The 14971-nt window shown below is 50.7% G+C and carries 14 protein-coding genes; 12 read left to right on the plus strand and 2 right to left on the minus strand.

Annotated features, from left to right (window positions below):
- Window positions 1–51: 51 nt before the first annotated feature.
- Entirely contained in the window at window positions 52–1200 is a 1149-nt protein-coding gene (locus EHW56_RS12930) for a Na/Pi symporter (protein WP_152796362.1), read from the minus strand.
- Window positions 1201–1618: 418 nt separating this feature from the next.
- On the opposite strand from EHW56_RS12930, the gene nhaA reads away from it, so the two are divergent.
- The 4 genes from nhaA to EHW56_RS12950 all read left to right on the plus strand — a co-directional run bounded on the left by nhaA (window position 1619) and on the right by EHW56_RS12950 (window position 4418).
- Window positions 1619–2824 (plus strand): Na+/H+ antiporter NhaA, encoded by a 1206-nt coding sequence (gene nhaA / locus EHW56_RS12935; protein ID WP_152799906.1) that lies wholly within the window; start codon window positions 1619–1621, stop codon window positions 2822–2824.
- On the plus strand, window positions 2793–3068 hold the full coding sequence (locus EHW56_RS12940) for a hypothetical protein (protein ID WP_077606480.1): 276 nt from the start codon (window positions 2793–2795) through the stop codon (window positions 3066–3068). The genes nhaA and EHW56_RS12940 overlap by 32 nt, the downstream gene beginning before the upstream one ends.
- A gap of 72 nt (window positions 3069–3140) precedes the next feature.
- Entirely contained in the window at window positions 3141–4034 is an 894-nt protein-coding gene (nhaR, locus tag EHW56_RS12945; RefSeq protein ID WP_046075098.1) for a transcriptional activator NhaR, read from the plus strand.
- Window positions 4035–4100: 66 nt separating this feature from the next.
- Window positions 4101–4418, plus strand: coding sequence for a metalloregulator ArsR/SmtB family transcription factor (locus tag EHW56_RS12950; protein ID WP_046075099.1), 318 nt, complete (start codon window positions 4101–4103; stop codon window positions 4416–4418).
- A 55-nt stretch (window positions 4419–4473) separates the two neighbouring features.
- On the opposite strand, the gene rpsT is transcribed toward EHW56_RS12950, so the two are convergent.
- Window positions 4474–4734, minus strand: coding sequence for a 30S ribosomal protein S20 (rpsT, locus tag EHW56_RS12955; RefSeq protein ID WP_046075100.1), 261 nt, complete (start codon window positions 4732–4734; stop codon window positions 4474–4476).
- Between the two features lie 286 nt (window positions 4735–5020).
- Here rpsT and murJ point away from each other — a divergent pair, with 286 nt between their 5' ends.
- From murJ to carA, 8 genes are all read left to right on the plus strand, one after another.
- The gene (murJ, locus tag EHW56_RS12960; protein ID WP_077578304.1) at window positions 5021–6592 is read left to right on the plus strand and encodes a murein biosynthesis integral membrane protein MurJ; all 1572 of its coding nucleotides are present in this window, start codon (window positions 5021–5023) and stop codon (window positions 6590–6592) included.
- Window positions 6593–6683: 91 nt separating this feature from the next.
- Window positions 6684–7619: a bifunctional riboflavin kinase/FAD synthetase gene (gene ribF / locus EHW56_RS12965; protein ID WP_046075102.1), complete on the plus strand. Its 936-nt coding sequence runs from the start codon at window positions 6684–6686 to the stop codon at window positions 7617–7619.
- A 30-nt stretch (window positions 7620–7649) separates the two neighbouring features.
- Window positions 7650–10475: an isoleucine--tRNA ligase gene (gene ileS, locus EHW56_RS12970; protein ID WP_152799904.1), complete on the plus strand. Its 2826-nt coding sequence runs from the start codon at window positions 7650–7652 to the stop codon at window positions 10473–10475.
- A complete protein-coding gene (lspA, locus tag EHW56_RS12975; protein ID WP_046075104.1) occupies window positions 10475–10984 on the plus strand; it encodes a signal peptidase II in 510 nt (169 codons plus the stop codon). The genes ileS and lspA overlap by 1 nt, the downstream gene beginning before the upstream one ends.
- Before the next feature lie 44 nt (window positions 10985–11028).
- On the plus strand, window positions 11029–11460 hold the full coding sequence (gene fkpB, locus EHW56_RS12980; protein ID WP_046075105.1) for an FKBP-type peptidyl-prolyl cis-trans isomerase: 432 nt from the start codon (window positions 11029–11031) through the stop codon (window positions 11458–11460).
- Between the two features lie 10 nt (window positions 11461–11470).
- A complete protein-coding gene (ispH, locus tag EHW56_RS12985; protein WP_152796357.1) occupies window positions 11471–12415 on the plus strand; it encodes a 4-hydroxy-3-methylbut-2-enyl diphosphate reductase in 945 nt (314 codons plus the stop codon).
- Between the two features lie 134 nt (window positions 12416–12549).
- Entirely contained in the window at window positions 12550–13353 is an 804-nt protein-coding gene (gene dapB / locus EHW56_RS12990; RefSeq protein ID WP_046075107.1) for a 4-hydroxy-tetrahydrodipicolinate reductase, read from the plus strand.
- A 467-nt stretch (window positions 13354–13820) separates the two neighbouring features.
- Window positions 13821–14960, plus strand: coding sequence for a glutamine-hydrolyzing carbamoyl-phosphate synthase small subunit (gene carA, locus EHW56_RS12995; RefSeq protein WP_152796355.1), 1140 nt, complete (start codon window positions 13821–13823; stop codon window positions 14958–14960).
- The last annotated feature ends 11 nt before the right edge of the window (window positions 14961–14971 follow it).

Genomic DNA, 14971 nt, shown 5'->3' on the forward strand with positions numbered 1-14971 from the left:
AAACCACCGCACGGGCGGTGGTTTTTTGCGCTTGGGCGGGAGGTCAACCCATCACTGTGACAACAGCACAATGCTTCCTGGAACAATCACAAAGACGAGGCTGATGTAAGCCAGTACCGCCGCTTTTGATTTGGCTGCCAATTGGCCTAACCAGTCGGCCCCTTTGAGCGGCAATTCACGCAAGAACGGAATACCGAAAATCAGCGTCGTCGCCAAGATGTTGAAGCTTAAGTGCACCAACGCGATTTGTAGGGCAAAGACCGCGAATTCACCGGTAACCGCCGTGGCGGCGAGTAGGGCGGTAATACAAGTCCCAATGTTGGCGCCTAAGGTGAAGGGGTAGATGTCACGGACTTTTAGCACCCCTGAGCCGACTAGCGGCACCATTAAGCTGGTGGTTGTCGATGAAGACTGCACCAAAACAGTGACCACAGAGCCTGAGAAAATACCGTGCAGTGGACCACGACCAATGGCGTTCTTCAGCATGTCTTTGGCACGACCGACCATCAGCTTTTTCATCACTTTGCCCATGATGGTAATCGCAATCACGATGGCAGCAATCCCCATGACAATCATGATAGCGCCACCAATGTTACCAGGCAGGGCGGCTTCAAGCGGTGATTGTACCGCGTTAACCACGGGTTTTGTCAGCGGCTTAACAAAGTTCAAACCTTTAATGCTCATGTCACTGGCTTGCGTCAGCGGTGAAACCAACCACTCGGAAATCTTGTTCAGCAAACCGAACGCCATCTCTAATGGCAGGAAGATAGCAACGGCAAAAAGGTTGAAGAAATCATGGACGGTGGCGCAACTAAATGCGCGACTAAACTCCACTTTACAGCGGGCATGCCCAAGGCTCACGATCGTGTTAGTGACCGAGGTGCCTACGTTTGCCCCCATGACCATTGGAATCGCGGCTTCAACGGGGAGGCCACCTGCGACTAAGCCAACTATAATAGAGGTGACTGTGCTTGACGATTGGATCAATGCGGTAGCAACAATACCAATCATTAAGCCAGCTACGGGATGAGAAGCGAACGCGAAGAGCGTCTTTGCTTCGTCGCCGACGGCCCATTTAAAGCCGCTTCCTACCATGGCAACGGCCACCAGTAGGAGGTAAAGCATGACGGCAAGCTTGGTCCAACGGAACCAATTTGAGGAGCTCTGGGTTGCCTCTACCGCTGTAGCATGGGGAGTCATAAGATATCTCCGTGACAGTTCTATGTCAGTTTAGTGTCAAAGCAAAAATCTGCGGCGATAGTAAGAAGGTAATATTTCAGAAATATGACACAAATACTGCAGTGGTTTGAAAATCCGATCTGGACGAGGTTATCAGTGGAATTCGCGCCAGTTAGCTTGCTGATTTTAAGTATTATTTGTGCCCGTTCGGTGCCGTAAAAAAATCCGTGGAAAAATGTAACAGGGAGGCGCACGTTGACACTATGCTAGACACTGGGCGGTTAGCAAGGATAAAAAAGATTAGACTGCGAATAAATCAATGGTAAGTTAGTTTTGATATCGGTTTTTCCGATGTTTACTATCAGAACAAACGATTTTTCTAAAAGTGGTCTGGCTGACTAGACTACGGAAATCCACTTTTTTTGTATGGAGTGCTTAAATGACTGATGTCATTCGTCAGTTTCTGAAAATGGAATCCGCAGGAGGTATTGTGCTGATTATTGCGGCGGTATTGGCGATGTTCGTAGCGAACTCGGATCTACAGCCTTTATATGACAGCACCCTTCATACCTATATAGCCGGTTTATCGGTTGGTCATTGGATCAACGATGGCTTGATGGTGATTTTTTTCCTGCTGATTGGTTTGGAAGTGAAGCGTGAGTTGGTGCAAGGTGCCTTAAACTCGAAAGACAAAGCGACCTTCCCGGCGGTCGCCGCCATTGGTGGGATGCTCGCCCCCGCATTGGTCTATTTAGCCTTTAACTGGGGTGACCCTCTCGCGGTATCGGGGTGGGCGATCCCGGCCGCGACCGATATTGCCTTTGCCCTCGGTGTCTTGGCATTGCTGGGTAATCGTGTACCGTTGGCGCTAAAGGTCTTCTTGCTCGCACTGGCGATTATTGACGATCTTGGGGTCATAGTGATCATCGCGCTGTTTTACAGCAGTGATCTGTCAGTGGTTGCGTTAGCCAGTGCGTTTGCTGCTACCTTAGTCTTGGTGGCGATGAACATGCGCAAGGTCACCAGTATCACCGCGTATGTGGTGGTTGGTTTGGTGCTGTGGTTCAGTGTTTTACAGTCAGGTGTTCACGCGACCCTCGCCGGTGTCGTGCTTGGCTTTGCCATCCCACTGAAAGGAAAAACGGATGATGACCCATCACCGTTGAAAAAAATGGAGCACGCCCTCCATCCTTATGTGTCGTATTTGATCCTGCCTATCTTCGCCTTTGCGAATGCCGGGGTGTCTTTGGATGGCGTCTCTTTGGCAAACTTAACCGAAATGTTGCCGTTAGGTATTGCATTGGGTCTGCTGATTGGTAAGCCTTTGGGTATCTTTAGCTTTAGCTGGGCAGCGGTGAAACTCGGCATTGCTAAATTACCAGCACGTGTGAATTTTACCCATATCTTCGCGGTGTCAGTGCTTTGTGGTATTGGTTTTACCATGTCTATTTTTATCTCGTCACTGGCCTTTGTCGGTGTGAATGGCGAGTTCGTCACACTCTCTCGGCTGGGGATCTTGATAGGATCAACCTTGGCCGCGGTGATTGGTTATGCGGTCTTGCACTTTGCATTGCCCCCAGCCAGCGCGCTTGCTGATGAACAAGGAGACGAGTATGAAGAAGGCGACACTAGCATTGATTACTAGCCTGGTTGCCGTCTCTGGCTCTGCCATGGCGGCGAACCAAGAGATGTACTGCCACGGAGAAAAGGATAACAGCGACGTGTGCCAAGCCTACTTAGCGGGCGTGGCAGATGGAAAAGCGATGACGGCCTCATTAAACGACACAGATAAAGCCGAAAATGGGTCGAGCTTTTCAGAGCGTGCGTTAGAGCATCGTGCTGGAGAGCGGGTGAGAAAGCCGCTCGATAAAGATGATGTGAAAGACTAAAACGAGCATGAAACTTGAAGGCGCCAGAGGGGCAGCGTAAGCTGCTCGTCTGGCGTTTTTTTATCAATCAGCATGGCTCACCTAAACTACAACCACCTCTATTATTTCTGGATGGTCTGCAAGCAAGGTTCGATCACCCAAGGGGCGGACAAACTTTGTTTAACACCACAAACTGTGACAGGGCAAATCCGAGCGCTGGAACAGCGCTTAAATGGCAAGCTTACTAAACGCAATGGCCGTTATGTTGAGCCCACCGAACTGGGTCAGCTCGTTTTTCAATATGCGGACCGTATGTTTGGCTTGAGTTATGAGATGCTGGATATTGTTAACTATAGCCAACAAGAAAACATCTTATTTGATGTAGGGGTGGCTGATGCCTTATCTAAGCGTTTGATCAGTCAAATCTTGCTTCATGCTATCCCGAACGATAATGCCATCCACCTACGTTGCTTTGAATCGACGCACGAGATGCTACTCGAACAGCTCTCTCAGCATAAATTGGATATGATCTTGTCCGACTGCCCAGTCGATTCCACGCAACAGGCGGGGTTATTTAGCGTCAAGCTTGGTGAGAGTAGCATGAGTTTGTATTCCTCTAATCCCGCAGAGCCCCCCGATGTGCCGCTACCTATCCGTCTTGCCACGCAAAAAATATTGATGCCGAGCAAAGCGACCGCTATGGGACGAAAACTCACACAGTGGTTTGATCAACAAGGCATCGTGCCCAACATACTGGGTGAGTTTGATGACTCTGCACTGATGAAAGCATTTGGCATTAGTCATCAGGCGTTATTCATTGCGCCCACCACCTATGCCGAGGAAGTGACGCGCCTCGGGCAAGCCGTACAAATTGTCGAGTTGAGTGCGGTCAAAGAAGAGTACTATGTGATCTTCGCCGAGCGAATGATCCAGCATCCGGCGGTCAAGCGGATTTGTGAGGCAGATTACAGCCGCTTATTTGTTTAGTTACAGATTGGCATAAAGATCGTGCTAGACTCGTGGCAATGAGTATTAATGAGTGATGGAAGTTGAATGGATTTAGCCCGCATGCAGCAGAATGGGCCGAAGGCGGTAAACCTGCTCAAGGCCATGGCCAACGAGAAACGCCTGTTCATTCTGTGTTATCTACTGCAAGGAGAGTTGTCGGTTGGGCAGCTGGTGGAGCGAGTGCCTTTAAGCCAGTCGGCGCTGTCTCAACACCTTGCTTGGCTTCGAAAAGATGGCCTGGTGGCCACGCGTAAAGAAGCGCAAACCGTGTATTACTCGCTAAAAAGTGATGAAGTCGAGGCGGTTATCCAGTTACTACATGATCTGTATTGTAAGGAAACCGTGGATTCACCCAACCCTTAAGCAATAAAAAAACCGGCCGAAGCCGGTTTTTTTTATCTCTTTGCAAAGAGCAAAATTACAGCGCTTTGATTTGTGCTGCGAATGCTGCTTTGTAACGAGCTGCTTTGTTCTTGTGGATCAGGCCTTTGGTGGCTGAACGATCAAGAATAGGCTGAACTTGTGCAAAAGCAGCAGTTGCTGCTTCTTTGTCGCCTGCAGCGATAGCTGAAGCAGTTTTCTTCATATAAGTGCGCATCATAGAGCGACGGCTTGCGTTGTGCTGGCGACGCTTCTCAGACTGGATCGCACGCTTCTTAGCAGATTTGATATTCGCCAAGGGTCTAACTCCCAAATCTTTTTGTTCGGTGACATTTCAAGGCGGAGGACTATGCCTCTTTTTACCTCTATTGTCAATTCATTTGTGCAAAGATCCGCCGCTCCAACGATGTGTTGGCGCTGCGGGGTTATCACAGTTAATATGGCGGCTGATTCTATCAGCATTTCAGCCCCGACGTCACCTATATTTCCATTTCTTATCGATGTCAGCGATAACGTGACAGCGGAAAGAAACAATGAAGGTGCGACAGTGACGCGCATTGGGCACGTGTTTTCAAGAGGTAACCGTGAGTAAGCGACTTTTACGCTCTGGGCTCATCGTGAGCACCATGACTTTGGTGTCCCGTGTTTTAGGGCTGGTCCGTGATGTGGTGATCGCGAACTTGATGGGGGCAGGCGCCGCCGCCGATGTGTTCTTTTTCGCCAACAAAATTCCGAACTTTTTGCGTCGTTTGTTCGCAGAAGGCGCCTTCTCGCAAGCGTTTGTGCCCGTATTAACTGAATATCAAGCGCGAGATAAAGATGATGACACACGCGCGCACTCGCGTGAACTGGTCGCCAATGTGGTGGGCACCTTAGGTGGCTTGGTCACTCTTGTCACCTTGCTCGGGGTGGTCGGTTCGCCCGTCCTAGCGGCGCTGTTTGGTACAGGTTGGTTCGTTGATTGGCTCGAGGGCCGGCCTGACGGTGCCAAGTTTGAGTTGGCGAGCTTGATGCTCAAAATTACCTTCCCTTACTTATGGTTTATTACCTTTGTGGCTTTATCTGGGGCGATACTTAACACCCTCAATAAATTTGCGGTGTCGAGCTTTACCCCTGTTTTTTTGAATATCGCCATTATCGCAGCGGCGATAGGGATCTCCCCGCATCTTGCCCAACCTGAAATAGGTTTGGCGATTGGTGTCTTTATTGGGGGCGCGGTTCAGCTTTTATTTCAACTGCCTTTCCTCTCTCAAGAAGGCATGCTGGTAAAACCTAAGTGGGGCTGGCAGCATCCTGGGGTAGTGAAAATACGCCAGCTGATGATTCCCGCGCTTTTCGGGGTTTCGGTGAGCCAAATTAACCTATTATTCGATACCTTTATTGCCAGTTTCTTGATGACTGGGTCGATCAGTTGGCTGTATTACTCTGATCGCTTGCTTGAATTTCCGCTCGGCCTGTTTGGTATTGCCATTGCCACCGTGATCTTGCCGGCGCTATCGAAAAAGCATGTTGACCAATCGCCTCAGCAATTTTCTGCCACCATGGATTGGGGGGTGCGTATGGTGTTGCTCCTTGGGATCCCAGCGATGGCGGGTTTGATCGTGCTTGCCCAACCGATGTTGATGGTGCTCTTTATGCGTGGTGAATTTGGCGTCCCTGACGTAGAAGCGGCGAGTTTATCGTTGATGGCTTATGCCTGTGGCTTGGTCAATTTTATGGTGATCAAGGTCCTTGCGCCTGGTTACTACGCCCGCCAAGACACCAAAACGCCCGTAAAGTATGGTGTGATAGCGATGGCGAGTAACATGGTTTTCAACGCCATTTTTGCTTACTTGTTTAGTTATGTCGGGCTGGCCATAGCCACCGCACTGTCTGCGTTGATTAACGCTGGCCTGCTCTATCAAGGATTACACCGCCAAGGCATTTATCAATTATCGCGGGCAACCGTCGGATTTATTAGCAAACTCGTGTTGGCTGTGGGGGTGATGATCGCCGGTTTGTACCTGGTGATGCCTGCGTTGTCTCAGTGGGTGTCGATGTCCTTGTTATCTCGAAGCTTAACGTTAGCCAGCCTTATTGTGGGAGGCGGCGCGCTTTATCTTGTCACCGCCCTGTTGCTCGGTGTACGGGTGAGTGATATTCGTCATCGTGGATGATAGAGCGCGCGGATTATCAATCCAGGGCTGATTGCCAGCGCTGACTAGTATATAATCCGCCAGTTTTAATAGTTCAAATAGTCAGCAGGCGATGGAATTAATTCGAGGCATCCACAACATCCGGGCGCAACACCGAGGCTGTGTACTGACCATCGGGAATTTCGATGGTGTCCACCTCGGCCACCAGGCTGTTTTGCGTCAAGTCGTTGAGAAGGCCAGAGCCCTTGACTTGCCTGCGACCGTCATGCTGTTCGAGCCGCAACCGCTCGAGTTATTTCTCGGAGAGCAAGCGCCTGCCCGTTTATCGCGATTGCGGGACAAATACACCCAGCTTGCCAAACTGGGCGTCGACAGGCTGTTGTGCGTGAGTTTTACCCCGGCATTCGCCGCCATGAGCCCTGATGCCTTTGTGGACCGCTTGTTGGTCAATCAATTGGGTGTTAAGTTTCTGGTTGTGGGTGACGACTTTCGCTTTGGCCTTAAGCGAACTGGCGACTTTTCGCGCTTAAAACAAGCCGGACAAGAGCATGACTTTGCGGTTGTCAGTACCGAGAGCTTTTGTGTGAGCGACCGGCGTGTGAGTAGCACGGCCATTCGTGATGCACTTTCCGCCGGAAAGATGCAAGTGGCGGCCGATATGCTTGGGCGTCCTTACAGTATTTGTGGCCGGGTTGCCCACGGTCGCAAGCTAGGGCGGACGATTGGTTTTCCTACTGCAAATGTGTTGCTTAAACGTCGCGTTTCACCTGTTTCTGGTGTCTATGCGGTAACGGTGGCCATCGATGGGCAATCATTGCCTGGGGTGGCGAATGTAGGGCACCGTCCTACGGTAAACGGCACGCACCAGCAACTCGAAGTACACCTTTTTGATCACACGCTCGACTTATACGGCAAACAGCTTGAAGTAAGCTTGTTACATAAGTTGCGTGACGAGACCAAATTTGCGTCAGTAGACGCGTTAAAAATGCAAATTCAACGAGATGCATCAGCCGCGCGTGCGTGGCTGGCTGATGCCAATAATGTCTAGAGTGTAACCTCCATACGGAATCAATAATCAATGAGTGACTACAAAGATACCTTAAACCTGCCGGAAACCGCGTTTCCGATGCGAGGTAATCTTGCTAAGCGCGAGCCTGATATGCTCAAGCGTTGGTACGATGAAGATCTTTACGGTGCAATCCGTCAAGCGAAGAAAGGCAAAAAAACATTTATTTTGCATGACGGTCCTCCGTACGCGAACGGCAATATTCACATTGGTCACTCTGTTAATAAAATTCTCAAAGACATTATTATTAAATCGAAAACGCTGGCGGACTATGACGCACCGTACGTCCCTGGCTGGGACTGCCATGGTCTACCTATCGAATTGATGGTAGAGAAAAAAGTTGGTAAGCCGGGTCAGAAAATCTCTACCGCCGAGTTCCGGGAAAAATGTCGTGAATACGCGGCCAAGCAAGTAGAAGGTCAAAAAGCTGACTTCAAACGGCTTGGCGTATTAGGTGAGTGGGATAAGCCTTACCTGACCATGGACTTTAATACCGAAGCCAATATTATTCGAGCACTGGGTAAAATTGCAGGCAATGGTCATTTGCACAAAGGCTTCAAGCCCGTGCATTGGTGTACAGACTGTGGTTCGGCGCTCGCGGAAGCCGAAGTTGAGTACCAAGATAAAACATCACCGTCGATTGACGTGACTTTCCGCGCGGTTGATGAGCAGGCGTTATTGAACGTATTTACCCTAGCGGGCGATCACCAAGGCGAAGGCCCAGTATCCGCGGTGATCTGGACCACGACGCCTTGGACTTTGCCAGCGAACCGTGCGGTCGCCGTTGCGGCAGACTTGGAATACGTCTTGGTGCAAGTGGAAGGTGACCAGCCACAGCGCTTGATCCTTGCCGCAGAGCTGGCAAAAGATGTGATGGATCGCGCGGGTATTGAGCACTATCACAACCTTGGTTTCTGTAAAGGTGAAGCGTTGGAGCTTCAACGTGTTCAACACCCTTTTTATGACTTTGATGTGCCAGTTATCCTAGGCGATCACGTTACCACTGAATCGGGTACCGGTGTGGTTCACACGGCGCCAGGTCATGGTCAAGAAGACTTTGTGGTCGGTCAAAAATACGATCTCGAAGTAGCTAACCCGGTTGGCAGCAATGGTGTGTATCTGCCCGACACGCCGCTGTTTGCTGGTCAACACGTGTTTAAAGCCAACGACAGCGTGATTGAAGCGCTGAAAACGCACGGTGCCTTATTGCATCATCACGCGTATGAGCACAGCTACCCGCATTGCTGGCGCCACAAAACACCGATCATCTTCCGTGCCACGCCGCAATGGTTCATTGCCATGGACAAAGCGGGGCTGCGAGATAAAGCGCTGCAAGAGATCAAGAACGTTGAATGGATCCCTGACTGGGGACAAAGCCGCATTGAGTCAATGGTGGAAGGGCGTCCAGACTGGTGTATTTCGCGCCAGCGCACTTGGGGCGTGCCTATTGCCCTGTTCGTTCATAAAGAAACCTCAGAGCTTCATCCTGATACGCTTAACCTGATTGAGCAGGTGGCTCAGCGCGTAGAGAAAGCCGGTATTCAAGCGTGGTGGGACTTAGATCTGAATGAACTGTTGGGCGATGACGCTGATCAGTACGAGAAAGTCTTGGATACCCTGGATGTGTGGTTTGACTCTGGCGCGACGCACTATGCTGTGGTTAATCAGCGTGACGAGTTTAACGGTCAAGAAGCCGATATGTATTTGGAAGGCTCGGATCAACACCGTGGCTGGTTCCAGTCATCACTGATGACGTCGGTGGCAATTAAAGACAAAGCCCCATACCGCCGTGTACTCACCCATGGCTTCACCGTCGACGGTAATGGCCGCAAGATGTCGAAGTCGTTGGGAAATACCATCATGCCGCAAGATGTGATGAATAAGCTGGGTGCCGATATTCTCCGTTTGTGGGTGGCATCAACCGATTATACGGGTGAGATCAGTGTGTCGGATGAAATTCTCAAGCGCAGTGCTGATGCTTATCGTCGTATCCGTAATACCTCGCGCTTCTTGCTGGCTAACCTACACGGTTTTGACCCTAAAACTGACTTGGTTGCTCCAGACGATTTGGTGGCGGTCGATCGCTGGGCCGTCAGCCGCGCCCTCGAAGCGCAGCAAGAGATCACTGCCGCGTATGATGCCTGTAACTTCCACCAAGTGACTCAGCGTTTGATGCAGTTCTGCTCGATTGAAATGGGCTCGTTCTACCTCGATATCATCAAGGATCGTCAGTACACAGCCAAAGCAGGCAGCCATGCGCACCGCAGCTGTCAAACGGCGCTGTTCCACATCGTGGAAGCACTGGTACGCTGGATGGCACCGATTATGTCATTTACCGCGGATGAGATCTGGAATGAAATGCCCGGCGAGCGAAACAAGTTTGTCTTCACCGAAGTCTGGTATGACGGCTTGTTTGACTTAGAACAGCAGGCTGTGCTGAATCAGGCGTTCTGGGCGAAATTGCTCGATGTTCGCGGTGCAGTGAACAAAACCCTAGAGCAAGCCCGGAATGAAAAAGTCATCGGCGGTTCATTAGAAGCGGAAGTCACGCTTTATGCACCAACAGACTTTGCCGAGAAGCTGCGCTTGATGGGCGACGAACTTCGCTTTGTGCTGTTGACCTCGAAAGCGACCGTGATCGCGGGAGATGCTCCTGATTCCGCAACACAGACTGAACTCGACGGCTTGGCTGTGGACGTGGCGGCATCAAGCGCGGCTAAGTGTGAGCGCTGTTGGCACCATGTCGCTGATGTTGGCACCATTGCGGGTCATGAAGAGATCTGTGGCCGTTGTGTGACCAATATTGCAGGAGAAGGCGAAACTCGCCAATTTGCGTGATGCAGACTCTTTCCCTCTCACAATCAGGATGGCGCTGGCTTTGGCTAGCGCCGCTGGTCTTTGCTCTCGATATCGGCAGCAAGTGGCTGGTGATGCAAACCATGGAATACGGGTTTGCGAATCGGATTGAAGTGCTGCCTTTTTTCAATCTTACATACGTGCACAACCACGGCGCGGCGTTTAGTTTTTTAAGTGATGCCGGCGGTTGGCAGCGTTGGCTGTTCAGTGCGATTGCACTGGGGGTGAGCGGATTATTGGCGTATTGGATGCGGGGAACACCGGCCAGCAAACGCATGATCAATATTGCCTATGCGATGATCATTGGTGGCGCACTGGGTAATTTGTTTGATCGTCTTGTGCATGGCTATGTGATTGATTTCCTTGATTTTTATCTCGGAAGTTCGCACTGGCCAGCGTTTAATCTCGCCGATTCGGCGATATGTTTGGGCGCTGCATTGATAATCTTAGATAGTTTTCGTCAAGGCCAGTCATCGACCAAACAAGGATGATGCGTATCTATCAGCAAAACCGCGACTGTCTAAAAGGATGAATCATGAAAGCAATCACAGCGTCTAGCGAAGTCATTATGCACTTTACCATCAAACTGGAAGATGGTTCGGTTGCCGATACCACCCATAATGCGGGTAAACCGGCGAAGCTGGTGATGGGCGACGGTAGCTTGACGGAAAACTTTGAAACTTGCCTTCTTGGTTTAAAAGAAGGGGAGTCGAGCAGCTTCACCTTGGCACCAGAGGATGCATTCGGCCAGCCTAATCCGGATAATATCCATCACATGGATCGCCGTCACTTTGGTGGAGAAACGCCCGCAGAAGAAGGGGCGATCATTGCCTTTAGTGGGCCGCAAGGACAGGAGATCCCGGGGATTGTGACGGCAGTGACGGGCGATTCCGTCACGGTTGATTTTAACCACCCGCTGGCTGGGAAAACCGTCATTTTTGATGTTGAAATTATAAGTGTGCAATAAAGGCGGACACATGAAGATCTTACTTGCCAATCCCCGTGGCTTTTGCGCAGGGGTTGACCGTGCCATCAGTATTGTTGAGCGCGCGCTAGAAATCTATCAACCCCCCATTTATGTCCGTCATGAAGTGGTGCATAACCGCTTTGTGGTGGAAGGCTTAAAGCAGCGTGGGGCGATTTTTGTTGAGCAGATCAGCGAAGTGCCTGATGACAGTATTGTGATTTTCTCCGCCCACGGCGTGTCTCAGGCCGTGCGCAATGAGGCCAAGTCGCGTCAGTTAACCGTGTTTGATGCGACCTGCCCACTAGTGACCAAGGTGCATATGGAAGTCGCGCGTGCCAGCCGTAAGAACATGGAAGTGGTATTGATCGGCCATGCCGGCCACCCTGAAGTGGAAGGCACCATGGGGCAATACGCCAGTGAAACCGGCGGCATGTATTTGGTCGAAACCCCAGAGGATGTGTATACCTTGAAGGTGAGCGATCCTGATAACTTGCACTATGTGAGCCAAACCACCCTGTCGGTCGATGAAACCGCGGATGTGATTGATACCTTGCGTAAGGTGTTTCCTAACATCCAAGGACCACGTAAAGACGACATTTGTTATGCCACCCAGAACCGCCAAGACGCAGTGCGCGATTTAGCGCAAAGCTGTGATGTGATGGTGGTGGTTGGGTCAAAAAACAGCTCCAACTCAAACCGTCTGCGCGAGTTATCCGAAAAACTCGGTACGCCAGGTTATTTAACCGATACGGCGGAAGATATCGATCCGGCCTGGTTTGAAGGCAAGCAGACGGTCGGGATCACGGCCGGTGCGTCGGCACCAGAAGAGTTAGTGGATCAAATTATCGAGCGAATCAAGCAGCTGGGTGCCACCCATGTTGATAATCTCGCAGGGCGTGAAGAAAACATGTTTTTTGAAGTGCCTAAAGAGTTGCAAATTCGAGAAGTCACCTAGGGTGATGTTCAAGACGGCGAGGGGAGCATGTGCTTCCCTTTTTTTCGCCAATATACAAGTGCCAAGGAACGCGCTAGAGTGATTGGCTACCAAGAAGGAGCCAGTGAACTGGCATAGTGACAAAGGGGAAAATCATGGTACGTATTGCCATAGCAGGCGCGGCTGGGCGCATGGGTCGCAACCTTATCCAAGCGGTTTCACAGTATCCAGGTGCCACTTTAGGGGCCGCGAGCGAAAGACCGGAATCCAGCTTAGTCGGTACCGATGCGGGAGAGCTCGCGGGCATTGGCCGGTTAGGCGTTAATGTGGTGGACGATTTAGCGAAAGTGAGTGACGACTTCGATGTGGTCATTGATTTCACCGCCCCTGCTGCGACCCTGGCCAACCTGACGTTATGCCAAGCACAAGGCAAGCAGTTGGTCATAGGTACGACAGGGTTTGATGACTCGCAAAAGCAAACCATTGAAGAAGCGGCGGCTTCGACAGCCATGGTGATGGCCCCGAATTACAGTGTTGGTGTCAATCTTGTCTTCAAGTTGTTAGAGCAGGCAGCCCAAGTGATGGGAGAAGAGTGCGACATTGAAATTGTTGAAGCGCACCACCGTCATAAAGTTGATGCACCATCTGGTACCGCACTCGGTATGGGTGAAGCCATTGCCGGCGCAATGGGAAATAAACTTAGCGATGTGGCGGTTTATGCGCGTGAAGGGATCACCGGAGAGCGAAGCAAAGATGAAATTGGCTTTGCCACGCTTCGAGCAGGTGACATTGTTGGCGAGCATACGGCGATGTTTGCCGATATTGGCGAGCGTGTAGAAATTACTCACAAGGCGTCTAATCGAAACACCTTTGCCAAAGGCGCCGTACGAGCTGCGGTTTGGCTCAATCAGCATCAACGTGGTTTATACACGATGCAAGACGTCCTCAATCTTAAATAATTATTCATCGCGCCTCGGCGCGATGTTTTTTTCTGCTTTTCCCTCTTCCTCTGTCGGTTGCCTTTCTGGTTCAGACATTATTACCACTAATCTTGTGTTTGTTGTCATTATGGTGACAGATAGCCCTTATGCATGCTTTTGTTGCATGAGTAAACGTTTGCTAATTTACCTTTTCTGATAAGGGTAAAAAGGTGTTGATGAAAAACACATTAAGCGTGCCTTTTGCGCGTTTTTTATCCGTAATTCATGGGTGAGGCTTGTTGTTATAGCGCTTTGGCGGCCGTTTTTTTATGAGTGGCGAATAAAATAAAGAAAAATCACGCGCTTTGATTGACAGTCCCCCTGTGCATCCCTAGAATGCGCGCAATTTGTCAAAATTCAGCTTGACGTGAGTTTTGATCTTAGATGGAATACGTGAATGCAACGTTAGTCGTAAAAAGTGCATTTCTATATAACTGGAGGTTGTCTTGAGCAAGTCTGCGCTCTTAGTCCTAGAAGATGGGACAGTGTTCCACGGTACCCCAATCGGCGCTGATGGCACCGCGGTGGGAGAAGTGGTTTTCAATACCTCGATGACGGGGTACCAAGAAATATTAACCGACCCCTCTTATTCCCGTCAGATTGTGACACTCACCTATCCTCATATTGGCAACACCGGCACCAACTCCGAAGACGAAGAATCTAGCCAAGTTCATGCCCAAGGCCTCGTCATTCGTGATCTTCCCCTGTTAGCCAGCAACTTCCGCAATCAACAATCCCTTTCTGATTACCTCAAACAGCACAGCATTCTCGGTATTGCCGATATCGATACGCGGAAACTCACGCGCTTGTTGCGAGAGAAGGGCGCGCAGAACGGCTGTATTGTAGCCGGTGACAGTGTGGATGAGGCCTTGGCGCTCGCGAAAGCGCAGGACTTTCCTGGCTTGAAGGGAATGGATCTCGCCAAAGAAGTGACCACCAAAGAAAGCTACCGCTGGACACAAGGCTCTTGGCAGCTTCATCAAGGCTTGCCCGAGGCTGCCGTAGAAGGTGAGTTGCCGTATCACGTGGTGGCCTATGACTTTGGTGCTAAACGCAATATTTTGCGCATGTTAGTTGACCGTGGCTGTCGCTTGACGGTCGTGCCCGCGACCACGCCAGCGGAAGAGGTGTTAGCGATGAGCCCGGATGGGGTTTTCTTATCCAATGGCCCTGGCGATCCGGCGCCGTGTGATTACGCGATTGAAGCGACGCGCACGTTTTTGTCAGAAGGCTTGCCTTTGTTTGGCATTTGTCTTGGCCATCAAATATTAGCCCTCGCCAGTGGGGCGAACACAATTAAGATGAAGTTTGGTCATCACGGGGCTAACCATCCGGTCAAAGATTTGGAGCGTGGTGTGGTGATGATCACCAGCCAAAACCATGGCTTTGCGGCCGATAAAGACAGCCTGCCAGAGACGCTGCGCGCGACCCATGTGTCTTTGTTTGATGGTAGCTTACAAGGTATTCATCGCACGGATAAACCCGCATTTAGTTTCCAAGGGCACCCAGAGGCAAGCCCAGGGCCGCATGATGCCGCGCCACTTTTTGATCATTTTATCGACCTCATCAAACAACATCGCGCCTAATTGGAGTCGTT

This window comes from Salinivibrio sp. VGrn1 (assembly GCF_009377995.1).
GTDB lineage: Bacteria > Pseudomonadota > Gammaproteobacteria > Enterobacterales > Vibrionaceae > Salinivibrio > Salinivibrio siamensis.